Source organism: Vibrio sp. SALL6, assembly GCF_002002385.1.
GTDB classification, from domain to species: domain Bacteria; phylum Pseudomonadota; class Gammaproteobacteria; order Enterobacterales; family Vibrionaceae; genus Vibrio; species Vibrio parahaemolyticus.
In genome coordinates, this window is record NZ_MQVK01000001.1 from 51,904 (window position 1) to 74,075 (window position 22,172).

At 46.6% G+C, this 22,172-nt stretch carries 24 protein-coding genes; 18 read left to right on the forward strand and 6 right to left on the reverse strand.

Annotated elements, in window-relative coordinates:
• Positions 1-84: 84 nt before the first annotated feature.
• Positions 85-1,428 carry a sigma-54-dependent Fis family transcriptional regulator gene (locus BIW15_RS00255; protein ID WP_031856615.1) on the reverse strand — a complete coding sequence of 448 codons (1,344 nt, stop codon included), beginning with the start codon at positions 1,426-1,428 and terminating at the stop codon, positions 85-87.
• Positions 1,429-1,861: 433 nt separating this feature from the next.
• On the opposite strand from BIW15_RS00255, the gene BIW15_RS00260 reads away from it, so the two are divergent.
• The 5 genes from BIW15_RS00260 (at position 1,862) to BIW15_RS00280 (ending at position 5,035) form a co-directional block, all read left to right on the forward strand.
• Complete coding sequence (locus BIW15_RS00260; RefSeq protein WP_024703517.1) at positions 1,862-2,413, forward strand: BON domain-containing protein; 552 nt, start codon at positions 1,862-1,864, stop codon at positions 2,411-2,413.
• Positions 2,414-2,457: 44 nt separating this feature from the next.
• Entirely contained in the window at positions 2,458-2,634 is a 177-nt protein-coding gene (locus BIW15_RS00265; protein ID WP_005478615.1) for a DUF1328 family protein, read from the forward strand.
• A gap of 8 nt (positions 2,635-2,642) precedes the next feature.
• The gene (locus BIW15_RS00270) at positions 2,643-2,840 is read left to right on the forward strand and encodes a hypothetical protein (RefSeq protein ID WP_005466987.1); all 198 of its coding nucleotides are present in this window, start codon (positions 2,643-2,645) and stop codon (positions 2,838-2,840) included.
• A gap of 91 nt (positions 2,841-2,931) precedes the next feature.
• The gene (locus BIW15_RS00275; protein WP_060658487.1) at positions 2,932-3,363 is read left to right on the forward strand and encodes a hemerythrin domain-containing protein; all 432 of its coding nucleotides are present in this window, start codon (positions 2,932-2,934) and stop codon (positions 3,361-3,363) included.
• Positions 3,364-3,397: 34 nt separating this feature from the next.
• Positions 3,398-5,035, forward strand: coding sequence for a diacylglycerol kinase family protein (locus tag BIW15_RS00280; protein WP_077280397.1), 1,638 nt, complete (start codon positions 3,398-3,400; stop codon positions 5,033-5,035).
• A gap of 226 nt (positions 5,036-5,261) precedes the next feature.
• On the opposite strand, the gene BIW15_RS00285 is transcribed toward BIW15_RS00280, so the two are convergent.
• Both BIW15_RS00285 and BIW15_RS00290 read right to left on the reverse strand, forming a co-directional pair.
• Positions 5,262-5,660, reverse strand: a complete 399-nt coding sequence (locus tag BIW15_RS00285; protein ID WP_025534085.1) for a hypothetical protein — start codon at positions 5,658-5,660, stop codon at positions 5,262-5,264.
• Between the two features lie 116 nt (positions 5,661-5,776).
• The gene (locus tag BIW15_RS00290; protein ID WP_005466482.1) at positions 5,777-6,208 is read right to left on the reverse strand and encodes a PA2169 family four-helix-bundle protein; all 432 of its coding nucleotides are present in this window, start codon (positions 6,206-6,208) and stop codon (positions 5,777-5,779) included.
• Positions 6,209-6,653: 445 nt separating this feature from the next.
• On the opposite strand from BIW15_RS00290, the gene BIW15_RS00295 reads away from it, so the two are divergent.
• The 4 genes from BIW15_RS00295 to BIW15_RS00310 are packed head-to-tail and all read left to right on the forward strand — an operon-like array spanning position 6,654 to position 8,791.
• Complete coding sequence (locus tag BIW15_RS00295) at positions 6,654-6,902, forward strand: hypothetical protein (RefSeq protein ID WP_005466481.1); 249 nt, start codon at positions 6,654-6,656, stop codon at positions 6,900-6,902.
• A 43-nt stretch (positions 6,903-6,945) separates the two neighbouring features.
• Entirely contained in the window at positions 6,946-7,458 is a 513-nt protein-coding gene (locus tag BIW15_RS00300) for a phage holin family protein (RefSeq protein WP_020904388.1), read from the forward strand.
• Complete coding sequence (locus BIW15_RS00305) at positions 7,403-7,753, forward strand: hypothetical protein (RefSeq protein WP_077280417.1); 351 nt, start codon at positions 7,403-7,405, stop codon at positions 7,751-7,753. The genes BIW15_RS00300 and BIW15_RS00305 overlap by 56 nt, the downstream gene beginning before the upstream one ends.
• A 9-nt stretch (positions 7,754-7,762) precedes the next feature.
• Positions 7,763-8,791 (forward strand): AI-2E family transporter, encoded by a 1,029-nt coding sequence (locus BIW15_RS00310; protein ID WP_025501981.1) that lies wholly within the window; start codon positions 7,763-7,765, stop codon positions 8,789-8,791.
• A gap of 32 nt (positions 8,792-8,823) precedes the next feature.
• On the opposite strand, the gene BIW15_RS00315 is transcribed toward BIW15_RS00310, so the two are convergent.
• Both BIW15_RS00315 and BIW15_RS00320 read right to left on the reverse strand, forming a co-directional pair.
• Positions 8,824-11,259, reverse strand: coding sequence for an EAL domain-containing protein (locus tag BIW15_RS00315; protein WP_077280398.1), 2,436 nt, complete (start codon positions 11,257-11,259; stop codon positions 8,824-8,826).
• A 213-nt stretch (positions 11,260-11,472) separates the two neighbouring features.
• Positions 11,473-12,381: a DMT family transporter gene (locus BIW15_RS00320; RefSeq protein WP_005465958.1), complete on the reverse strand. Its 909-nt coding sequence runs from the start codon at positions 12,379-12,381 to the stop codon at positions 11,473-11,475.
• 169 nt (positions 12,382-12,550) lie between these two features.
• Between BIW15_RS00320 and rmuC the strand changes: the two genes are divergently transcribed.
• The 7 genes from rmuC to tatC all read left to right on the forward strand — a co-directional run bounded on the left by rmuC (position 12,551) and on the right by tatC (position 18,736).
• Positions 12,551-14,095 carry a DNA recombination protein RmuC gene (gene rmuC / locus BIW15_RS00325; protein ID WP_005487477.1) on the forward strand — a complete coding sequence of 515 codons (1,545 nt, stop codon included), beginning with the start codon at positions 12,551-12,553 and terminating at the stop codon, positions 14,093-14,095.
• 78 nt (positions 14,096-14,173) lie between these two features.
• Complete coding sequence (ubiE, locus tag BIW15_RS00330) at positions 14,174-14,953, forward strand: bifunctional demethylmenaquinone methyltransferase/2-methoxy-6-polyprenyl-1,4-benzoquinol methylase UbiE (RefSeq protein ID WP_005456853.1); 780 nt, start codon at positions 14,174-14,176, stop codon at positions 14,951-14,953.
• An 11-nt stretch (positions 14,954-14,964) separates the two neighbouring features.
• Complete coding sequence (locus BIW15_RS00335) at positions 14,965-15,600, forward strand: SCP2 domain-containing protein (RefSeq protein WP_005456848.1); 636 nt, start codon at positions 14,965-14,967, stop codon at positions 15,598-15,600.
• Entirely contained in the window at positions 15,597-17,231 is a 1,635-nt protein-coding gene (gene ubiB / locus BIW15_RS00340) for a ubiquinone biosynthesis regulatory protein kinase UbiB (RefSeq protein WP_015296064.1), read from the forward strand. Before BIW15_RS00335 ends, ubiB begins: the two co-directional genes overlap by 4 nt.
• A 48-nt stretch (positions 17,232-17,279) precedes the next feature.
• Positions 17,280-17,525, forward strand: a complete 246-nt coding sequence (gene tatA / locus BIW15_RS00345; RefSeq protein WP_005456852.1) for a Sec-independent protein translocase subunit TatA — start codon at positions 17,280-17,282, stop codon at positions 17,523-17,525.
• Between the two features lie 3 nt (positions 17,526-17,528).
• A complete protein-coding gene (tatB, locus tag BIW15_RS00350) occupies positions 17,529-17,927 on the forward strand; it encodes a Sec-independent protein translocase protein TatB (RefSeq protein WP_015296065.1) in 399 nt (132 codons plus the stop codon).
• Between the two features lie 68 nt (positions 17,928-17,995).
• Positions 17,996-18,736 carry a twin-arginine translocase subunit TatC gene (gene tatC / locus BIW15_RS00355; RefSeq protein WP_005459771.1) on the forward strand — a complete coding sequence of 247 codons (741 nt, stop codon included), beginning with the start codon at positions 17,996-17,998 and terminating at the stop codon, positions 18,734-18,736.
• Positions 18,737-19,202: 466 nt separating this feature from the next.
• Here the strand turns inward: tatC and BIW15_RS00365 are convergent, their stop codons facing one another.
• Complete coding sequence (locus BIW15_RS00365; RefSeq protein WP_005478755.1) at positions 19,203-19,964, reverse strand: TatD family hydrolase; 762 nt, start codon at positions 19,962-19,964, stop codon at positions 19,203-19,205.
• A 181-nt stretch (positions 19,965-20,145) separates the two neighbouring features.
• Here BIW15_RS00365 and hemB point away from each other — a divergent pair, with 181 nt between their 5' ends.
• Positions 20,146-21,207, forward strand: coding sequence for a porphobilinogen synthase (hemB, locus tag BIW15_RS00375; protein WP_005489689.1), 1,062 nt, complete (start codon positions 20,146-20,148; stop codon positions 21,205-21,207).
• Between the two features lie 141 nt (positions 21,208-21,348).
• Positions 21,349-21,783 (forward strand): GNAT family N-acetyltransferase, encoded by a 435-nt coding sequence (locus BIW15_RS00380; RefSeq protein WP_005459779.1) that lies wholly within the window; start codon positions 21,349-21,351, stop codon positions 21,781-21,783.
• Positions 21,784-22,172: the final 389 nt, after the last annotated feature.

Below are 22,172 nucleotides of genomic sequence, written 5' to 3' on the forward strand. Positions count from 1 at the left end.
CCAGCGCTGCACGCAAAGATAGAAAGAGACGACGAAAAAGAGCACTGAATTGAATTCAGTGCTCTTTTGCTATTTGCGGTGTGTTTACTCATCTTGATACTTTTCGAGCTTGTTGTACAGCGTTTTAACGCTGATACCCAGCTCCTGAGCCGATTCCGTTTTGTTGCCTTGATTCTCTTCAAGCGTATTGAGAATAGCGGCTTTTTCCAGCTCTTCTAACGATACGCCAGCAGGCACCATATCTTCTAATCGGGTGCCAGTTTCTAGTGGCGGCGTATCGAAAATCAGATGTTCATCTTTAATGGTATCGTCGGCGAGAATGAACGCTCGCTCGATGGTGTGTTTGAGTTCTCGAACGTTGCCAGGCCAATCGTGCATGGCGATTTTTTGGATTGCCGAGTCGAGAATCGTCTTGGTTTTGGATTCGTTAGCGTTGCGGTGCGCAATAAAGTGTTTGGCTAATCCGACGATGTCTCCGCCACGTTCGCGCAATGGTGGAACGGTTAACGGGAAGTGCGATAGCCTGAAAAATAGGTCTTCACGCAGAAATTGTTCTTCGATCGCGACTTTAGGATCGCGGTTGGTCGCCGCGACGATGCGGGTATTGGCGATGTGGACGATATTACTGCCCACTGGGCGGTATTCGCCAGTTTCTAGCACACGCAGCAGTTTCACTTGATGCTCGATCGGCATCTCCGTAATTTCATCCAAAAACAGCGTGCCGCCTTCCGCTTGCTTAAATACCCCTTGGTGAGTTTTGTTCGCGCCAGTGAAAGCGCCTTTTTCGTGGCCAAACAGTTCGCTATCGACCAGTTCTGGGCTAATGGCACCACAGTTGATGGCAATAAAAGGTTGCTGCTTACGCTCGCTGGCGAGATGGATGGTTTGTGCCACAAGCTCTTTACCTGAGCCACTTTCACCGACAATCAATACGTTGGCTTCGGTTTTTGCGACACGGCGGATCATGCGGTACAGCTGGTGCATCGGAGAAGATGAGCCAACTAGCAAACCAAACTGATCCAAATCGCTGGTGGCGACTTTACGTCCTTGCTCCTGCTTGTGCTGATAATACTGGCTCACTTCGGTCAGCGTATCAGACAGGATGGTGAGATCGACGGGTTTTCTGTAGTGAAAAATGGCACCTAGGTTCATCAGTTTATCGAGGTTCTCGTTAGGCGCGCCTGAACTGATGATGATTAAGTCCATGTCGTAAATGGCTTCGATATCGGAAAGTCGCTGGTAATCAGCGTGAGTGAAATGCGCCACTTCGACAATCGCGACATCCGGTTGAACGTCGACGAAGTGATCAATCCAATCATCGTCCGTTTCTGTGTCATACAAACGGAACTTATGTAATTCCTGACAAGAAGCGATAGCCTCTTTGAGGGCGGGGTCTTGTATTCTTAGAAACAGGCTTGGCAGTGACATAGAAATGTCCTCTTCACTATAACAGAAACAATGTACGTGTATTATTTAAGCTGTACAAGACAAAATATTGTCAAAGTCTGTTTAGAATCTGGTTGGTTATTAATATAGTGAGATCAACAGCAAACTATATATCTACATCGTTTTTCTTTCCTTATTTGTTGTGTGGAATTGTAATCCTTAGAAATTAATCTCTCTTGATGGTTTTTGCGTACAAAAATAAACGAAAGGATGAGATGTTATTTCTTCTCTATTTATCTTTTCTTCTTCAATGATTAAAAATTACATTTCTTCTGTGTAAATTATTCACGAATGGTTTCTCTCTCATCTTAAATATAACGGCTTTTTTTAAATAAACGCTTTAAAAATAGCGGCTTATAAAGTTGGCACATGCTTTGCTCTATTAGAACTGCAACGTCAATATAGGAGAATTACCATGAATAACATCGCAGCTAAAATTGTACTTACTTCAGTTCTTGCAACGTCATCTACCGCAGTATTAGCCAGTGATAAATGGGAAAAAGAATCCATGGACGCTTGGCTAGATGGTAAAGCAGAAACCACCTTACTGCTTAACAGCAACCTGAACTCTTTTGATATCAACACTGATGTTGAAAATCAGGTGGTTACGCTGACAGGTTCAGTCAATAACGATTTGGAAAAGTCGCTGGCAGAAGAGTTGGTTTCAGGCCTTGATGGTGTGAAAAAAGTAAATAACGAGCTAACGGTAGTGAGTGAAAATAAACAAGATGCCGATTCTGATACATTTGCTGCATTAACGGATTCAAAAATTACTACTATTGTGAAAACTCGTTTACTGATGGATACCAGCGTTAGTGGTACAGACATTGATGTCACCACAGAAAATAAAACCGTAACCTTAACCGGTAAAGTGAACTCAGATGCCGAGCACGATCTGGCATTATCGATTGCAAATAATACCAACGATGTAAATAAGGTTGTCGATAAGATTGAAGTTGTTCAGTAATAACTAATATTGAGCTTTCACTTTAAAAATAAGGAGACAACACCATGGTTCGTTGGATGTTTATTTTCCTTGCTTTGGCTCTCGTTTCAGCGGTGCTCGGATTTAGTGGTATTGCCGGTGCCGCCGCAGCTGTCGCGCAAGTGATATTTTATCTGTTCCTGTTGTCATTAATTGTATCAATAGTATTTGTGATACTTGGAAAGAAAAACGTAAATAGATAGGAGTTAGCATGCGAGTTACGTCATTTATTTATCGTATCGCCGCAGTATTTGGTTTGGTATTTGCTTTAGCGGCGTGTAGTGATGAAGGGCCAATGGAAAAAGCGGGCAAAAAATTGGATGAGACTGCGGAAGAAGCGCAAAACGCCATTGAAGATGGTTGTGAAAACCTTAAAGAGAATCTGAACGCGGAAGACAAAGATTGTTAAGCGTTCACCTCATCCATCAACAGCAAAAAAGGGCGGCGTGATAACCGCCCTTTGTTTTACCAACTATTCTTAATCCGATAAGGAGTCAGAGATGAAGAACATATTCGATGTGCTAAAAGAAAGTCATGAAAAACAGCGCCTTTTGCTGGATGCACTGATGGAAACATCCGGAGATTCCCCAACTCGTCGAGAGTTTTATCGTGACCTAAAGCACGAGCTTGAGCAACATGCCGCCGCTGAAGAGCGTTACTTTTACGCTCCGCTGATTGAGAGCGATAAGACGATCGATATGACACGTCACGGTATTGCTGAGCACCACGCCATCGACAAAGTAATCGCTCAGTTGGATGACACCGCGTGGAGCTCACCCGCTTGGCTTACGCACATGAAAACACTGCGCCACAAGGTACTGCACCATCTGGAAGAGGAAGAGCAACGCTTTTTCCAAATGGCAGGCAAGGTGATGTCCGATAAACAAAAACAACAGTTGGCCAATGACTATCTCGAAGAGATGGCCAGCTAAGCGTTATCCCATCGCTAAGGATTAAGGAGGTCGAATGTTCATCGTCAAATATTATCTACTTGGCGCGCTGGTTGCGTTGCTCGCTGCTATCTACATACCTCAAATCGTAGTGAGTTTACTGCTGCTTTGGGTTTCGCTTTCCTTAGCGTTAGTCAGTGCGGCTTACTTGTTTGATTTCCCGTCCATTTTTAGAAAAAGCCAAGATGGAAAAATTGTCTGGTGGATTCGATGGGCATTCATTCCTTTCTTACTCGGGGCGAAAGCCTACAACGCCTGGGAGAGACGGCGCGATACTGTCCCTCCCATTCAACAAGTCAGCGAAAATCTTTACCTTTCCCGGCGCTTATTCCCGAGCGATTTGGCGTTTCTCGACTCTCACGACATTTCCTGCATTGTTGATGTTACGGCGGAGTTCGCAGGTTTAGAAAGCGCCATGACTGACAAGCAATTCAACTACCTTTCTATTCCCGTTCTGGATCATAAAGCGCCGACCTTGGAGCGTTTACGTCATGCGATGAATTGGATTGATACCCAAATCGCCTGCGGGCGCTCTGTGGTTGTGCATTGCGCACTTGGGCGTGGCCGTTCGGTGTTTGTGGTGGCGGCTTATTTGCTGAGTAAAGACCCATCGCTCTCGGTGGAATCGGTGATGCAGAAAATCAACAGTGTGCGCAGTACTGCAAGGCTCAATAATCTGCAGATCAAAACCCTGCGCGCGATCAGTGAGAAAGGCGTGCTAACACTCGATGAGCCGACCTGGATGGTGGTGAACCCTGTCGCGGGCGGTGGAAAATGGCTGCAATACGAACAACATGTGATTCGTGAGTTGACCAAAAAATATCGTCTCAGCATTCGCCAAACGGACGAAACCACCAGTGCAGAAAGCCTCGCACTGCAAGCTAAACAAAGTGGTGTGAATCAGGTGATTGTCTCTGGTGGCGATGGCACGGTGACCGAAGTGGCGAGCCAATTGGTCGGCACTGACATCAAGCTCGGCATCATACCGTTGGGCACGGCGAATGCGCTTTGCCATGTGCTGTATGGCATCGGCGTGAAGTTAGCACCGGTGGAAAAAGCGTGTGAAGCCATTCTCGCAGGTCATTGCCAACGCATAGATACCGCAGAATGTAATCAGCGTTTGATTCTGTTGGTGCTGGGTATTGGCTTGGAACAGAAGATGATTGAACACGCGCATCGTGAAGAGAAAAATGCTTTTGGGCAACTGGCGTATTTAACGGGCTTTTTTAACGCTGTTATTTCCGAAGAGGTGCAAACTCTGCAAGTAACCCTCGAAGGGCAGGCGGCGAGTGAACAAGGATGGGAGAGTCAGGAGATGGAGGTGCACAGCTTCGTCGTTGCCAACATCGCGCCATTTAGTACCGTGTTAGCGCAAGGTGGCGGCGCGCCGCAGCCAGATGATGGGAAACTGCACATTACCTACCTTGATAACACTCAGTCGCTGGGTGGACGCCTAGTGGCGTTGTCGGATCTAACATTAACCAGCGTCGGTGCGCAGGATGAGTCGAATCTGTTTCAGTACGCGAGCGCGACAGGGGTAACGATTACTGCGGATAAGCCGATTGACTACGTCATCGACGGTGAGCTCTATTCTGACTGTCGTTTAGAGATCAAGATTCGTCCTCAGTCGCTTAATGTGTTTGTTCCCAGTTAACGCAGATGAAGACGAATGCGAATAGAGTCGAATACAAACTACAAACAACGACGCAAAAAACGTATCACTTGTGATGCGTTTTTTTATGTCGAACGTCGACTAATGGTGGATGCGAATAGATGCAGAAAGTAAGCAAAGTCCCTGTGGGTCGATGCGTAGAATAGACAAAACAACAGATAGAAGGGCAAAAATAGAGAAGACAAACGAAGGAAAAAGGTGAGCAGAGCTACTCACCTTGGGGTAAATGTTTTTCCAGCTCGTCGTTTTCGACTTGTAACGCCGCCACCCAGTACGAGATCAGCGCTGTTAAGTTGGCATCATCTAACTCTCGGAGGAGCTGTTTTAACTCACTCAGTAATTGCGCATTCATAAAATGCATCTCTTTATAATTACCGAGAGTAGCAATTCCCGTTTTGTTGGCGTGTTCTGCGATAAAGTCGTCGCCATTTTGATCAAAAAATAGATCGACCATTTTTTTGATCATCACTTTTTCTATTTTAACGAACCGATAGGCTGATCGAGCAATATTCATATGTGAATGAGGATCGACAAGCGGTAAACACGTTTGGCGATGGTGCGCCATTTTAATGAGTAATTCCCTTGCTCGCGTATTATTCAATGTCATACTGACCTCTTTTTCAGTATTTCAGCATTATGCTTTGGTATGTGTGAATATTCATCAATGGTTCTGAATAAGAATGGCCAATAATGTTGACCATTCCTTTTAGGGTTATTTATCGATTAGCTGATCAGGCTAATATTGCTGAGTTTTTCTTTACAGCTTTTGATGTCACTGCGCACTTTGAGTAGCACGGCGTTATCTGCTTGCTCTGGCTGCGCGGTGATGACGTTTTCGATCTCTTTCAATACCTTACTTTCCACGCCTTCGAGCTGTTCCAAGTACATCGATTCTTTGTCTGACGACACTTCTTTCATGACGTCACTGTATACTTCGCGTGCCTTGATGGTGTAAGACACGGGCGTGTCGTCGGCAGTTTGAGGATTCGCAATCGCATAAGGTTTCAACTCTAATGCGGCGTGTTCTCGTACATGAACCAGATCCTGCAATACATGGTTTAGCGATGTGTTGTCGATGTTATCAATCGCTTTCTTGTAAATATCATTACCGCTGTGAATAAGCTCAATGATTGAGGCGATGTTTTCATTTCTCATATCTTCTCCTTTATTTTACTGCGGTTACTTTATTGCAGTGTTTAAGCGCAACTTATATTGCGATGCCTTAGCCATTAAATATGAACAATATTTTTTATGTGGCATTTTATATCTAGCATTTTGTATGCCATGAATATTGAGTGTGAGTGATGCCCGACAATATAAGGAGTAAGTATGGAGGTGGTTATTTATTGCGCGTGATTTCTTGTGGGGAATAAGAAAAAATTACAAATAAGAATCTATTCAAAGGAAATAATTACAGGTCATTTTGCAATGATTGGGGCCATTTGAATTCTATTTCAATAAAAACAATAACTTATTAACTTGGCACAGTAATCGCAATACCACTCACGAGAAAACGAAAAGAATTCACTTTTATCATATTACTTCTCAGCGGAATCACAACCGTTTAATCCAAGGTAATCTCAATCAACGGAGGCTAGTTATGGCTAATACAAAAGAAAGCGCAGTTAAACCTCAAGAGCAATTTGAAGAAGCGTATCACCTTGCAGAGCAAGCCACTTCAGAAGCGGTTGGCGCCATGAAAGAACATGCCAAAGAGAAGCTGGAAGTCGGCGCAGAGAACATTCAGCAAGCGACCAAATCCGCAGAAAACGTCATTAAAGAGCGCCCGCTGTTGAGTATCGGTTGTGCATTCCTGGCAGGTTGGGCGGTCTCTAAGCTCATCAAATAAGCCTGTTCCTTACATTTCGCTCTAATCATGAAGGAAGAGTTTTATGAATGACTCCGAGCATACCATCAATGAGCGCCAAGGCTCGGCTACTGCAGACAGTAGCCGAGCCCTAAATGGGGCTAAAAATCAGGAAGTTGAACAAGCCATTAATGGGCTGCGAGCCATTTTGTCGCAGATTGACGATCTTTCGACGTCACTGCGAACGTGGTCGGGCTCGACGTTGGATTTGTTTTTGCTAGAGATGAAAGTCAACGTGGCGGCTGCGCGCCAAATCGTGATGTTCAGTATCATTTTTACGCTGCTGTCGGTGCTGTTTATCTTCAGTGTGTGTTTGGCTGCGGGTGTAGTGACGTACCACTTTACCGCTCAACTACTGCTAAGTGTTGGCGTGTTTATTGTGTCGTTAGGTCTAGCGCTAGTTGGGTTGGCGTGGTGGCAGAAGCGGCTGACACACTTCCTTGGTTTCAAAAATACAACCGACCAATTGCAGGAGGGCTGGCATGCGTTCTCTAACCAAACTCGACCGAGCCATGCAGATAAAACGCATCGAGGGTAAAGCGGCTTTGGAGCAATGCTTGCTGGATAAGCAAACCCTCAAATTTACCTCGAACCGATTCGTGCAAGAAAACCCATGGACAGCGCTTGGGCTGAGCGCTTTTGCCGCGATTGCTGTTGCGAAAGCTGGGCGACTGTCTCGCGTCACGTCATCTCTCTCCTCCATCAGTTTGCTGCTCAATGGCGCGATGGATTGGAGTGGTCAGCTAGCCAAATCTTCTTCATCGTCTGCTGTATCCTCAAAAGAAGCTGGTGAAGAAGCGGCTCAACCATCCGATTTACCACCTCATCAGTAGAGGACGCGCATGAATGGAAAATTAAACCTTCCCATCAATACCGTGATTGGTGTGTCTCTGCTGGTGTTATTGCTTGTTCCTGCACTCTACTTCGCCAAACCGGTGCTGTTACCTATGGTGATAAGTACGTTCGTGGCACTGCTGTTTAGCCCGCTGATCAATTATTTTGAAGACAAAGGCCTGCCACGCACGATAACCGTGGTGGTGACGTTGACGTTATTGGTGAGTGTTTCAATACTCGGTTTAGCGGCGATATCAGAACCCGCGAAACAATGGTGGGCTGAGTTGCCAAGCATCGTCCAAAACGTTTCGCAAGAAGTGAATGAAGTGACCAAAGCGTCGTCAGAGCACATGAACGCGCCGCTTGAGCTTGCCAGTGACATGAACATTGACGAGATGGGCAACAACACGGTGTTTTCTCTGCTGAAAGCGCTCGCGACCACCACACCAACGCTGTTAACTCAGGCGATGATTGTGCTGTTTATGGTGTATTTCATGCTTAATCATGGTCGAAGTCTGTTTCGTAAATCGGTATCGCGTTTGCGTGGTTTTTCGAAACAACGTCAGGCGGTGGAGTTGGTGCAGGCTCTGCAGAAAGATTTATCGCGCTACATCGGCACCATTACTTTGGTCAATGCGGGTTTAGGCTTGTGTGTTGGATTGGTGTTTTTTGTCCTCGGCCTTGAAGATCCATTTCTATGGGGTGCGTTTGCGGGGGTAATGAATTTCGCGCCGTATTTGGGACCAGTGATTTCGATGGTGAGCTTTGGTTTTGTCGCGTATTTGCAGCTAGATTCGGTCAGTTTTATGCTGACAGTGGTATCGATATATCTGTTGCTGAATTTAATCGAGAGTCAGTTTGTCACCCCAACTTTGCTAGGGAGGCGGTTTAACCTCAACCCGTTGGTCATCTTTATGTGGCTGGTCTTTTGGGGTTGGTTGTGGGGTGGTATGGGGCTGTTGATTGGCGTGCCGCTGTTGGTGTGCATCAACATTTTAGCGGATCGTTTGGCGCTTTGCGGTTCGACGAACATCTAACCGCAAAGTTGCCAATATATTGAACGTTGTGCTTAGTTAAATAACTTTTCCGCCGCAACGGGTGGGCTGAATAAATATCCCTGACCGTAGATACAACCTTTGTCGACCAAGTAAGCCACTTGTTCTGGCGTTTCGATACCTTCTGCCACGACTTTGAGTGAAAGCGTAGTGCCCATCGCAATGATGGCGTTCACAATGGCGTTGCTGTCGTTGTCGTTAGGCACATCGCTGACAAACGAGCGGTCGATTTTCAGTTTGTTGATTGGCAAACCTTTGAGGTACGACAGCGAAGAATAGCCTGTGCCGAAGTCATCCAACGAAATCTCGATTCCGAGTTCACACAGCTGATTTAGCGATGCGATGGCCAGTTTTGGATCGATAAGCAAAAAGCTTTCGGTAATTTCCAGCTCCAAGCGATGCGCCGGGAATCCCGTTTCACGAAGGATGGTTTTGAGCTTGTTGATGAAGCGCGACTGTTGCAGTTGAAGTGCTGATACATTGACTGCAATTTTGCCAAATTGAACGCCTCTCGCCAGCCAGTCAGTCCCTTGTAAACAGGCGTCTTTGAGTACCCATTCGCCGATGCTTTGAATCAAGCCCGTCTTCTCTGCGATAGGAATAAAATCCGCAGGTGGCACTAAGCCAAATTCTGGGTGTTCCCAACGCACCAAGGCTTCCACACCAATAATTGCGTTTTGCGCGAGGTTGTATTGCGGCTGATACACCAAATGCAGCTGTTCTTTTTCTATCGCTTCATGCAGCGCAGATTGAATTCGGACGTGCGATACCGATTTGTCAGTTAAATCCGGAGAGTAGAACGCGTAGCCGTTGCGGCCATTTTTCTTCGCCAGATACATTGCGGTGTCGGCGTTTTTTAGCAGCGTTTCACTGTCTTGACCGTCGTTCGGGTAGAGTGCGATACCGATGCTGGTGGAGATCCGCAGCGAATCGTGATTTGCCAGATCGAACGGGCGGCGGAACACACCCAAAATTGAGCCTAACGTTTCGAGTAACGGAGAATCGCCGTCAATGTCTGGCAGTACGATGACAAATTCATCGCCACCGATGCGAGCCACATGCGCGTTCAGATGCAAAATGTCTTGCAGGCGAACCGCCAGTTTCGACAACAGTTGATCACCACAGAAATGGCCCATGCTGTCGTTAATGTGCTTAAAGTGGTCGATATCAAGAAACAACGTAGCAAAAGGTTGTTCCATCTCGATGTGCTGTTCCAGCAAGCTGATCAAATGGGTTCGGTTGGGCAAGTTGGTTAGCGGATCGTAAAACGCCATGCGTTGCAGTTTCTCTTCGTGCGCTTTGCGCACTGAGATGTCCTCAAACACACAGATGTAGTTAATTAGGTGGTTTTTGTCATCCATTACCGCGCTAATAGTGGCTAATTGCGGGTAAATGCTGCCATCACGTTTGCGGTTGATAAACTCGCCTTTCCATTGGCCTTTGGTTTCAAGCTGCTGCCAAAGTTGTTGGTAAAAAGCATCATCATGGTGCCCAGAGCGGAGAATGTTGGGGTTCTTCCCAATCACTTCTTCGGCGCTGAATCCGGTGATCTGCGAGAACGCGTTGTTGACATCAATGATGTTGGCATTGCTGTCGGTAATGACCATACCTTCTTGCGAGTTGTTGAAGATTTTCGACGCCAACGACAATTGCGTTTCCACCATCTTGCGACGGGTAATGTTGCGCGTCATGCCCAAAATGCCGATCAGGTCACCGGCCTGATTTCGTACCGGTGATTTGATGGTTTCCAGCCAAGTTGGGTTGTTGTTTTCATCAATTTGGCGACACTCTTCAACGATGTTCTGTGTGCCAGTAGCGACCACTAATCGGTCGGCATCAATGAATTTTTCCGCGCGCTCGGCGCTGAAAAGGTCAAAGTCGTTCTTCCCGACAATGTCATCGTTAGACTTTTTCCACGCCTGTTCCACGCTGCGGTTAGTCATGGCGTACAGACCATCAGTGGTTTTGATCCAGATGTGGTCATCCAGACAATCGATGAATTCTTGCAGCGTTGGCAGTGGTTTGTTGGCGTGTGAGTGATGACGTTTGAGCTCTTGATGATAATGCTGGCTAACATCAAAACTGATGCGGCCTGCCAGTGCGCTCAGCCACGCAGAAACGGTTTGCTTTTGCTGCGTTGAGTGCGTCAACGTCACAACGGCAAACAGCTCCTCATTCGGTAGCCATACTGGGCAAAGACTCAGGTTTTCATCATCAAATTGTGAGTAAACTACGTCAAAGTGCGGCGCGGATAATTGCGCGCAGTTTTGCTCAATCATCGCCACGATGGCGCGGTGATTTTGTGGCGAGGTGGATACCTCACTGGATAGCCATTGTTTGGTGTAGCTCAGGGTATAAAGTTGTCCCTGAGCTTGAGTGGCATCACAGCATTGCTGCAGAGCGTGTTGCCAGTCAGTCATCAACGGTGAAGGAATAGCGAAGCGAAACATAATTAGTAAAGTATCCTGAAGTGCCCACAAATATTTATAGGAATGTCGCCGTGTTAGGCGGCTGGGCTTTGGTTATATCGTATCCAACGCTTGAACAATTCCAAGCGACTGAAGGCACTTTCGATCAATAAAATGTTAGCGAGCTCTCTTTTTTATCCAACTCGTTTCATTTCTCCGTTTTCATATTGTCCTAGGTTTTTCGGGCATGACCAACTATTGCGATGCGTTCGCCGCCTTGGCTTTTTTACCCCAAGTCACCTGTTGGATGACCAAACCACTGATGATTAAGACAAGTCCAATCAACGTCGATGGATGAATTTTTTCACCAATAATGGTGGCCAACAACATCAACGAGATAAATGGCGAAGCAAATATCAGGTTGCTGATGCGCGCCGTGTTTTGGGTTAACTTCAAGGCGCTCAACCACAGCACAAACGTCACTCCCATCTCAAACAAGCCGACGTATGTCACCGCCGCCCAGCCTTTGATGGAAATAGATTGCCAGCTTGCGCCTTCGTACCAACTCAACGCGATAGTGAATGGGATGGCAACCAAAAAGCCCAGCAAAACACCAATCACCGGATCGGCTTTGTTTTTGGTGTTGAGAATCCAGTAACCCGCCCAAAGTAACGTCGACAGCAGTGCCAAGCCAACGCCAAGCGGACTCTCAAACTGCATGCCAAGCACATTGCCTTGCGTTGCAATCACGATCACGCCGAGGTAACTGAATCCACACGCTATCCAATCTTTGCCACGAATCTTTTGCCCCAAAAACACCGCTGCCATCAGGGTGAGCGTAATGGCCCAGCTGTAGTTGATGGCCTGCGCTTGAGAAGCGGGCAGCAAATCGTACGCTTTAAATAGGATCAAGTAATACGCCAACGGGTTGATCAAACCAAGCAGCAAGTAGTACCAAGGATTAGAGAGAAAAGTAGCACTTAGCTGGTTTAATTTACCTTGCACACCGCACACAATCGTAAGCGCGATGGCAGAAACCATACTGGCGATACACAGCATTTGGATCGGCGTAAATTCCGCTAATGTCAGTTTAAATGCGGTTGCAACCGTTGACCAAAGTAATACTGCTGAGAGCCCAAATCCTAGGGCACGACGCTCGTTCATGATGCCTCTGTGTGATGATGTGCCGCTCTTTGCTGAAAGAGTGAGCGGGAGTGAGTATGTTGTACGGAGTGCCTAGTGTATGCGAGGATTTTTCATCCAACAAACTGGACATTTATCCAGTGTCTAAATACCATTGATAAAGATATAAAACATAGGCTAACTCGCTATTATGCAATGGATTCTTGAGCATCAATCTCTCATTCTTTCTTCTCTTTTTGCCGCGACAGCGAGCGGTGTCGCCGTGGGTTGGTGGGTAAAGCAGCGCTTTATTACCCAGACTCAACTACTCGAACAGCAGTTGGTGTCAGAAAAACAGCTTCACCAACAACAGCTTGAACAAGTAAAGCAAAGCCTTGCCGATGCGCAGCAAGAGTTGGATGAACTCGACAACGAGCGCGATAAAGCGGCCTTTGAAGTGCGACAATCGCACGGCAAGTTGATGGCGGCCATGGAGAAATTGCGTTACTTCGAAGCCGTCAAACAAGAACGTCAGCAGTACTTTGATGAGCTGGGCCAAATGCGTGAACAAAAATCCCGTTTGGAAACGCAGCTTCGTGAGCAGCAGGCGCGCCACGAGCAAATGAATCAGGCTAATGCGGAAAAACTGCAAATTCTAGAGCAGGCCGAAGTGCGTCTGAAACAACAGTTTGAGCACCTTGCCAATCAACTGTTTGAAGAGAAAACCGCGAAAGTCGATTTGCAAAACCGTCAAAGTTTAGAAGGGTTGTTGTCACCGTTAAAAGAGCAGTTAGAAGGTTTCAAAAAGCAAGTCAACGACAGCTTTAGCCAAGAAGCTAAAGAGCGTCATACGCTGGTGCATGAGCTGAAAAATCTGCAACGCCTCAATGAACAAATGACTCGAGAAGCCGTGAACCTGACCCAAGCGCTCAAAGGCGATAACAAACAGCAAGGTAACTGGGGTGAAGTGGTGTTGGCGCGCGTTTTAGCCGAATCGGGACTGCGCGAAGGGCACGAGTACGAAACGCAAGTGAACCTACAGAGCGAAGCAGGCAAGCGTTACCAACCGGATGTGATTGTGCATTTGCCACAAAACAAGCAAGTGGTGGTCGATTCGAAAATGGCATTGGTGGCGTACGAGCGCTACTTTAATGCCGAAACGGATGCTGAACGCGACCGCGCGTTAAGTGCTCACCTCACCGCACTGCGTGCGCACATCAAAGGTTTGAGCATGAAGGATTACCACAAGCTCAAAGGCATCCAAAGTCTCGATTATGTGCTGATGTTTATTCCGGTAGAGCCGGCGTTTCAAGTGGCGATTCAAGCCGACCCAAGCTTGATCAAAGATGCGATGGAGCAAAACATCATCTTGGTTAGCCCAACCACGTTGCTGGTGGCACTGCGCACCATCGACAATTTATGGCGCAACGAACGTCAGAATGAAAACGCCAAACTGATCGCCCAGCGCGCCACCAAACTGTACGACAAACTGCGTTTATTCATCGATGACATGGAAGGGTTGGGCGGCGCATTAGACCGAGCGAACCAAACCTATCAAGGCGCTATGAACAAGCTGGCAACAGGCCGTGGCAACGTGATTCGTCAAGCAGAAAGCTTTAGACAGTTGGGGGTTGAAATCAAACGACCGATTTCTTCTGACCTTGCGCAGTTGGCGCAAAGTGATGCATTTTCAGAAAATGAATCACCAAATGAATCGTTAGTAGAAAGACATCCGGCTGAGGATAAAGTAAACTAATCGCCCGCAGTACAGAGGGCGACTTTCATTGTCAGCAAACGCCCTGTAGTGAACAAGTGCTGCCCAAGAGGAATTAGAATGACGGACACAAGCTTGCAATCCAATACAGCGTTAGAGAACGAAACGACCCACTTTGGTTTCACCACAGTGGCGAAAGAAGAAAAAGTGACCAAAGTTGCCGAAGTTTTCCACTCAGTGGCAGCGAAATACGACATCATGAACGACCTGATGTCAGGTGGTATTCACCGCCTTTGGAAGCGTTTTACGATCGATTGCAGTGGCGCTCGTCCTGGTCAGCGCATTCTGGATCTAGGTGGTGGTACGGGTGACCTAACCGCGAAATTCTCGCGTATTGTGGGTGACCAAGGCCACGTTGTTCTGGCAGATATTAACAACTCAATGCTGAATGTTGGCCGCGACAAACTGCGCGATAACGGCATTGTGGGTAATGTACACTACGTACAAGCAAACGCAGAAGAACTGCCTTTCCCAGATGATTACTTCGATGTGATCACCATCAGCTTCTGTCTTCGTAACGTAACCGACAAAGACAAAGCACTGCGTTCAATGTTTCGCGTCCTTAAGCCAGGTGGTCGTCTATTGGTTTTGGAATTCTCTAAACCAGTTCTCGAACCACTATCAAAAGTGTACGACGCGTACTCATTCCACCTATTGCCAAAAATGGGCGAATTGGTCGCGAATGACGCAGAAAGCTACCGCTACCTTGCTGAATCTATTCGCATGCACCCAGACCAAGAAACACTGGAAGGCATGATGCAAGACGCTGGCTTCGAAAACACCAAATACTACAACCTAACGGGTGGTATTGTGGCGTTGCACCGCGGTTACAAATTCTAAGGGTTAACGGCATGCCATTTGAACCTCTTATCACTGCTGTCATTGAAACTTCGCTGAACACACTGATTAAAGACGATCCTGCATTGGGTCGTCGTTTAGCGCGTCTCAAGGGCCAAGTTATCCAAGTTCACCTCAAAGAAATCGACAAGACGCTGACGTTTGTTTTCAGTCAGCAGATTGATGTGCTGGGTAACTACGAAGGTCAGCCTGACTGCTATCTCTCGTTGAACTTGAGCGTGCTGCCTGAGCTGCGTGACCAAGCCAACATCACTCGCTTGATTAAGCAAGACAAGCTTGAACTTGAAGGTGATATTCAACTGGCGCAGAAATTTTCTCAGTTGATGACCGATTGCAAACCGGACATTGAAGAGTGGTTATCTCGCGTAACAGGCGATGTAGTTGCACACACTTTGGTACAAGGCACCAAAAACGTGGGTGGTTTCTTCGTTTCTCAAGCGGAAAAACATCAGCGTCACCTTGCCCAAGTGGTCACAGAAGAGTGGAAATTGGCACCCGCACCATTGGAAGTCGCGTATTTTTGCGATCAAGTGGATGAGGTACGCAGCCAAGCTTCTCGCGTTGAAGCGCGTCTCAATGCTCTATTGAGCAAAGTTGGTTCGGATAAGCCAGCGCTGGAGAAACCATGACGCCAGCAGAATTAAAGCGCTTATACCACATCATCAAAGTACAGCTGGAATACGGCTTGGATGAGTTGTTGCCCGACCATCAACTGACCAAAGCGCCATTATTGATGCGCAAGAGCCTATTCTGGATTAAGAACCAACATCCCGAAAAACCGCTTGGCGAGCGCTTACGTCTTGCGCTGCAAGAGCTTGGCCCAGTGTGGATTAAGTTCGGTCAGATGATGTCAACGCGCCGCGACTTATTTCCTCCGCATATCGCCGATCCACTGGCGCTGTTGCAAGACCAAGTTGCACCGTTTGACGGCGAGCTGGCCAAGCAGCAGATGGAAAAAGCGTTAGGTGGGCCGTTAGAGAACTGGTTTACCGAGTTTGACATCAAACCGCTGGCGTCAGCGTCCATCGCACAGGTGCATACTGCGCGATTAAAAGACACTAACCAAGAAGTGGTATTAAAGGTTATCCGTCCAGATATTCGCCCGGTCATTGATTCAGATCTAAAACTGATGCACCGAATGGCGCGTATAGTCGCCGGAGCGATGCCTGAAGCACGTCGTTTAAAACCCGTTGAAGTCGTACGCGAGTACGAAAAAACCTTGCTCGACGAGCTCGATTTACGTCGTGAAGCGGCGAATGCCATTCAACTGCGTCGTAACTTCGAAGGCAGTGAAGAATTGTATGTTCCTGAAGTTTTTCCTGACTTCAGTAATGAAACTGTCATGGTTTCTGAGCGAATATATGGCATCCAAGTCTCTGATATTGAAGGCTTGGAAGCAAATGGCACCAATATGAAGTTGCTGGCAGAACGTGGTGTGAGTGTGTTCTTCACTCAGGTGTTCCGAGACAGTTTCTTTCATGCCGATATGCATCCCGGGAATGTGTTCGTTAAACCTGAACACCCAGAGAACCCAATGTGGATCGGGCTAGATTGCGGGATCGTTGGTACACTTAATAGTGAAGACAAGCGTTATCTGGCGGAAAACTTCCTCGCGTTTTTCAATCGTGACTATCGCCGAGTAGCGGAGTTGCACGTTGATTCAGGCTGGGTTCCGGCAGATACCAATGTCGATGAATTTGAGTTCGCGATTCGCATTGTGTGTGAGCCAATTTTTGCTAAGCCACTGTGTGAGATCTCCTTTGGCCATGTGCTGTTGAACCTGTTCAACACCGCACGTCGCTTTAATATGGAAGTGCAACCTCAATTAGTGCTGCTGCAAAAAACGCTGCTGTACGTTGAGGGGCTTGGTAGACAATTATATCCGCAGCTCGATTTGTGGGAGACCGCAAAGCCATTCCTTGAAGAATGGATGATGAATCAAGTGGGCCCGCAAGCTTTGGTCAATTCAATCAAAGATCGCGCGCCATTTTGGGCGGAGAAATTGCCGGAACTGCCGGAGCTACTTTACGATAGCCTCAAACAGGGTAAAGCGATGAACCAGCGTATGGATCAGCTTTATCAAGGTTATCGCCAAAGTAAGCGCCAGCAGGCGACAGGAAAGTTTTTATTTGGCGTTGGCGCCACTTTAGTCGTATGCTCGGCAATATTGGTGGATAACGCTTATGAGCAGCTTTCGATGGCCAGCGGTATCGCAGGTGTCACATTTTGGCTGCTTAGTTGGCGAGCTTATCGTCAATAGACGTTAAACTCTTGAAATAATTTTGTTTAAAGACCCGAGGTAAAAAGAATGGGTGGTATCAGTGTTTGGCAACTTCTAATCATTGCTGTAATTGTTGTATTGCTATTCGGAACTAAGAAACTACGTGGCATCGGTGGCGATCTAGGTAGTGCCGTTAAGGGCTTCAAAAAAGCAATGAGCGATGAAGATTCTGCGAAAAATGAAAAAGACGCAGACTTCGAGCCAAAAAGTTTAGAAAAACAGCAGCAAAAAGAAGCTGCACCTGAAACTAAAAAAGACAAAGAGCAGGCATAAAACGTGTTTGATATCGGTTTTTGGGAACTGGTATTAATATCTGTTGTTGGTCTGGTCGTTCTTGGACCGGAGCGTTTGCCTCATGCTATTCGAAGCGTGTCTCGCTTTATCGGTGCTGCTAAGAATATGGCAAATAGCGTTAAAGACGAATTGTCGCACGAGCTAAAAGTCCAAGAGCTGCAAGAAAACTTGCGCAAAGCTGAGCAAATGGGGATGGAAGATTTATCTCCTGAGCTCAAATCTTCGGTCGAAGAACTGAAGAAAGCAGCGCAATCTGTAAACCGCCCTTACGCTGATAAGGCGCAATCAGAAACGGAACCTGCAAAAGCAGAACCTGTGACTGAAAGTGCAGAAAAAGTGGAAGAGATTAAGGTTTCAGCGGCAGATAAGAAAGCCGAATAGTCTCATTAGGAGGAGCTACTAGTGACTGGTAGCTCCTTTTTGATCTGATTTTTAATAAGAGGTTTGCCATGTCTACCGTCGAGCAGACACAGCCTTTAATTAGTCATTTGTTGGAGCTTCGCAACCGACTACTGCGTTCAATTTTGGCAGTGTTGGTGGTGTTTGTCGGGCTAATTTATTTCTCTAACCACATTTATGAGTTTATCTCCGCACCTTTGGTTGAACGTTTACCAGAAGGCGCGACGATGATCGCAACCGATGTGGCATCACCATTTTTCACACCTCTAAAACTGACGCTTATCGCCTCAGTATTTGTTGCGGTGCCGTTTATTTTGTATCAGGTTTGGGCTTTTGTTGCGCCAGGTCTGTACAAGCACGAACGTCGTTTGATCATGCCATTGCTGTTTTCTAGCTCGTTGCTGTTTTACTGTGGCGTGGCCTTTGCGTATTACGTGGTATTTCCACTGGTATTTGGCTTCTTTACTGCGATTTCTCTCGGTGGGGTTGAGTTTGCGACCGATATTTCGAGCTACCTAGATTTTGTGCTGGCGCTGTTTATGGCGTTTGGTATTGCGTTCGAAGTGCCAGTGGCGATTATCCTACTTTGTTGGACTGGGGCGACCACGCCGCAAGACCTAAAAGAGAAGCGTCCATACATTATTGTGGCTGCGTTCGTTGTCGGCATGCTGCTGACGCCGCCAGACATGATTTCGCAGACGTTACTTGCGATCCCAATGTGTTTACTGTTTGAGGTTGGTCTGTTCTTTGCTCGTTTTTACACTCGTAAAGATGAGGAAGAAGAGGAGTAATCCTTCAGTGTTTAGACAGTAAAAAGCGGCTCAAATGAGCCGCTTTTTTATTGCGGTTGGTTTGCTATTTTGGGCTAACTACTTAACTTTCAACACGTAACCACATTTAGTACAGACATAAACTTCTTTGATGCCTAGCAGCTTTTGAAAAAAGTTGCGTGGTACGCGTTGCAAGTAAGCACCATGTGTACACATTTCAATATCCGTATTCATGTTGTTTTACACCTGTGCTAAGACGTAGGCGAATAGCAGTATAAGAAAAGAATGTGTCGAGTTGTCGACAGTCACAAGAAGCGTACTGATGGAATACGCATGATGCGAAGTGAGTAGGGTTACAAGTTAATAGTTATGTCTATCAACACTACAGTATTGCTGGTTGAGTCGTTTCAGGTTTGGCCTGTTCACCCAACCGTTTAGGCAATAAAAAGCGACCTAGTGTGGCCGCTTGTTGCGTTTGTTGTCTTGCTTAAATCTTGAATAAGCTTTTTGCATTTTCCGTGGTGATAGCATCTATGGTTGCGACCTCTTCGCCACGCAAGTCTGCCACTCGCTGCGCGACGAGCGACGTGTAAGCTGGCTCATTGCGTTTACCGCGATGCGGCACTGGCGCCAAATATGGGCAGTCTGTTTCTAAGATGACCCATTGCATGTCTAAGTGTGGAATGACTTGGTCCATGCCGCCGTTTTTAAACGTCGATACACCGCCTAAACCAAGGTGGAAGCCCAACTCGTTAATTGCTCGCGCCTCTTCTAAGCTGCCACCAAAACAATGGAACACGCCACGCAGGCGACCGTCTTGCTCTTGACGAAGCAGAGTCAGCGTTTCTTCGATGGAATCACGGGTGTGGATCACCACAGGTAAATCCATCTCTTTTGCCCAATTGAGTTGGGTTACGAAAGCCATCTCTTGCTCTGCTCGGTAGGTTTTATCCCAATACAGGTCGATGCCGATTTCGCCCACGGCGATAAAGTTGTGTTTTTCGAACCAGCCTCGGATGATTTCTAGCGTTTGATCAACGTTGCTATCAACGTAACATGGGTGCAAACCCATCATTGAGTGGCACACTTCCGGATACGCTGCTTCGGTCTGCAGCATCGGTTCAATCGAGTCCAGATCGATATTCGGCAGCAAAATTTTAGTGATGCCTTGAGTTAAGGCGCGCTCAACCACTTCATCGCGGTCGTTATCAAATTCGCTCGCGTATATGTGCGCGTGGGTATCGATCATGGTCTTTCTCTGTACTTTGTCCGTTTGGTACGAGAAGTATACTTGAGTGTGAGTGCTGGGTCATTTTCAGTTTTTTTCATCGCCTTTTTCCAGATTGTCACTCGCAAGGTGCATCAAGAGTGATATGATTTTGTTCACCAGATGATTTGATCATCATAACCGTCCAGACAAGGAGAAAATGGTGTCTGTATCAATTCAAGGTCCATTCCCTGCACGCCGTATGCGTCGTTTACGTAAACACGATTTTAGTCGTCGTTTGATGGCTGAGAACCAACTTTCCGTGAATGATCTGATTTACCCAATGTTCATCCTTATGGGTAAAGATCGTCGTGAGAGCGTGGAATCCATGCCGGGTGTAGAGCGTTTGTCGATTGATTTAATGCTAGAAGAAGCACAATACCTCGCAAATCTAGGCGTTCCTGCCATCGCGCTTTTCCCTGTCGTAAACCAAGACGCTAAAAGCTTATGCGCTACCGAAGCTTACAATCCAGAAGGTTTGGTTCAGCGCGCAGTACGTGCACTAAAAGAGCACGTGCCTCAAATTGGTGTGATTACAGACGTCGCACTAGACCCGTTCACCACACATGGCCAAGACGGCATCATTGATGAAGATGGCTATGTGATGAACGATGAAACCACCGAAGTGCTAGTTAAGCAGGCATTGTCTCATGCCGAAGCGGGCGCAGATGTGGTTGCGCCATCAGACATGATGGATGGTCGTATCGGAGCAATCCGAGTTGCGCTAGAAGAAGCGGGCTACATTCATACTCAAATCATGGCTTACTCGGCTAAATACGCATCAAACTACTACGGCCCATTCCGAGATGCCGTCGGTTCTTCGTCTAATCTAAAAGGTGGTAACAAGAAAAACTACCAAATGGACCCAGCAAACATTGATGAAGCAATGCATGAAGTCGCAATGGACATCAATGAAGGGGCAGACATGGTGATGGTTAAGCCAGGTATGCCATACTTAGATGTAGTTCGCCGAGTGAAAACCGAGCTGCAAGTTCCGACATTTGCTTACCAAGTATCGGGCGAGTACGCGATGCACAAAGCGGCGATTCTTAATGGCTGGTTAAAAGAGCGCGAGACAGTAATGGAATCACTACTGTGCTTTAAGCGTGCGGGCGCCGATGGCATCCTGACTTACTTTGCAAAAGACGTAGCAGAGTGGTTAGCGGAAGAGAATGCACAAGCCGCTCAGCACCTAAAGATGGCTCGAGAAGCGACAGAAGAGTAATTATCGCTCAGTGAGAAAAACCAGACCGACAATAGTTGTTCGTCTGCATATACCCAAGTAACCTCAGGCGGATTACAAAAGGCTTGTATATCCCAAAAAATCCAAGGTGCTTGGGTATATTTATTTCTGGAGAAGAGAACAATGACAATGCTGATTCGTGAAGGCACGTTGGAAGAGGCACTTCAAGTGGTCACTCGAGTGAAAGAGTTTGCCAACGGAGAAACCTTAGATTCGATGTCACAGCGTCTTGGAGACAAAAACAGCCTAATCCTAGTGGCTGAGAAAAACGGTGCTATTGTCGGTTTTAAAATCGGCTACGAACTGGATGAAGACACCTTCTATAGTTGGTTTGGTGGTGTTGCGCCGCAAGCTCGAAATGAGGGTGTCGCGCAGATGTTGTTAGAGGCTCAAGAAGAATGGGTCGCAGAACAAGGCTATAAAACACTAAAAGTGAAATCTCGAAACCAATTTCCTGCCATGCTCAGATTGTTGTTGAGAAATGGATATCTTATTGAAAAATTTGAAGAAAAAATTAATCTTCGTGAATCGAGAGTGCATTTCATTAAAGCAATGTGAAAATAAATGAGATTTTTTCTCATTTAACTGTTGACTGTTAAATGAGAATCATTATTATTAATCCTGTCTTAGGGAATGAGGAAAGTTCACAAGGACGTTGAATTACTGATTAACAGAAGTTGATTAACTGGTGTTGAGAAGGTGATGAAACATTTATCCAAGAACTTGCACGAATTCTTTTTGACACGACATTGCTCACATTGCTTCCAGTGTAATTTATAGCTTCTTGGTTAAGCTGCCATGATATGGAACTGGCTTTACCACTTCTGCTAGGCGACCCAATTGGGTCGCTTTTTTCTTTTCTACGATTTCCATTTGACGTCACTATCCGTAACTTTTCCACATGACATGATCATTTTAAGATCGTTGATCTTCTCGCCTTGTTTAAA

Excerpts from the sequence above, each read along its gene's own strand:
- BIW15_RS00275 (WP_060658487.1), top strand. The coding sequence starts at position 2,932 with ATGAAGAACATATTCGATGTGCTAAAAGAAAGTCATGAAAAACAGCGC.
- BIW15_RS00295 (WP_005466481.1), top strand. The coding sequence starts at position 6,654 with ATGGCTAATACAAAAGAAAGCGCAGTTAAACCTCAAGAGCAATTTGAA.
- BIW15_RS00300 (WP_020904388.1), top strand. The coding sequence starts at position 6,946 with ATGAATGACTCCGAGCATACCATCAATGAGCGCCAAGGCTCGGCTACT.
- BIW15_RS00335 (WP_005456848.1), top strand. The coding sequence starts at position 14,965 with ATGCCATTTGAACCTCTTATCACTGCTGTCATTGAAACTTCGCTGAAC.
- BIW15_RS00315 (WP_077280398.1), bottom strand. The coding sequence starts at position 11,259 with ATGTTTCGCTTCGCTATTCCTTCACCGTTGATGACTGACTGGCAACAC.
- BIW15_RS00255 (WP_031856615.1), bottom strand. The coding sequence starts at position 1,428 with ATGTCACTGCCAAGCCTGTTTCTAAGAATACAAGACCCCGCCCTCAAA.
- tatC (WP_005459771.1), top strand. The coding sequence starts at position 17,996 with ATGTCTACCGTCGAGCAGACACAGCCTTTAATTAGTCATTTGTTGGAG.
- BIW15_RS00260 (WP_024703517.1), top strand. The coding sequence starts at position 1,862 with ATGAATAACATCGCAGCTAAAATTGTACTTACTTCAGTTCTTGCAACG.
- tatA (WP_005456852.1), top strand. The coding sequence starts at position 17,280 with ATGGGTGGTATCAGTGTTTGGCAACTTCTAATCATTGCTGTAATTGTT.
- BIW15_RS00310 (WP_025501981.1), top strand. The coding sequence starts at position 7,763 with ATGAATGGAAAATTAAACCTTCCCATCAATACCGTGATTGGTGTGTCT.
- rmuC (WP_005487477.1), top strand. The coding sequence starts at position 12,551 with ATGCAATGGATTCTTGAGCATCAATCTCTCATTCTTTCTTCTCTTTTT.
- BIW15_RS00305 (WP_077280417.1), top strand. The coding sequence starts at position 7,403 with ATGCGTTCTCTAACCAAACTCGACCGAGCCATGCAGATAAAACGCATC.
- BIW15_RS00290 (WP_005466482.1), bottom strand. The coding sequence starts at position 6,208 with ATGAGAAATGAAAACATCGCCTCAATCATTGAGCTTATTCACAGCGGT.
- BIW15_RS00280 (WP_077280397.1), top strand. The coding sequence starts at position 3,398 with ATGTTCATCGTCAAATATTATCTACTTGGCGCGCTGGTTGCGTTGCTC.
- BIW15_RS00320 (WP_005465958.1), bottom strand. The coding sequence starts at position 12,381 with ATGAACGAGCGTCGTGCCCTAGGATTTGGGCTCTCAGCAGTATTACTT.
- BIW15_RS00365 (WP_005478755.1), bottom strand. The coding sequence starts at position 19,964 with ATGATCGATACCCACGCGCACATATACGCGAGCGAATTTGATAACGAC.
- BIW15_RS00265 (WP_005478615.1), top strand. The coding sequence starts at position 2,458 with ATGGTTCGTTGGATGTTTATTTTCCTTGCTTTGGCTCTCGTTTCAGCG.
- BIW15_RS00270 (WP_005466987.1), top strand. The coding sequence starts at position 2,643 with ATGCGAGTTACGTCATTTATTTATCGTATCGCCGCAGTATTTGGTTTG.
- ubiB (WP_015296064.1), top strand. The coding sequence starts at position 15,597 with ATGACGCCAGCAGAATTAAAGCGCTTATACCACATCATCAAAGTACAG.
- ubiE (WP_005456853.1), top strand. The coding sequence starts at position 14,174 with ATGACGGACACAAGCTTGCAATCCAATACAGCGTTAGAGAACGAAACG.
- BIW15_RS00285 (WP_025534085.1), bottom strand. The coding sequence starts at position 5,660 with ATGACATTGAATAATACGCGAGCAAGGGAATTACTCATTAAAATGGCG.
- BIW15_RS00380 (WP_005459779.1), top strand. The coding sequence starts at position 21,349 with ATGACAATGCTGATTCGTGAAGGCACGTTGGAAGAGGCACTTCAAGTG.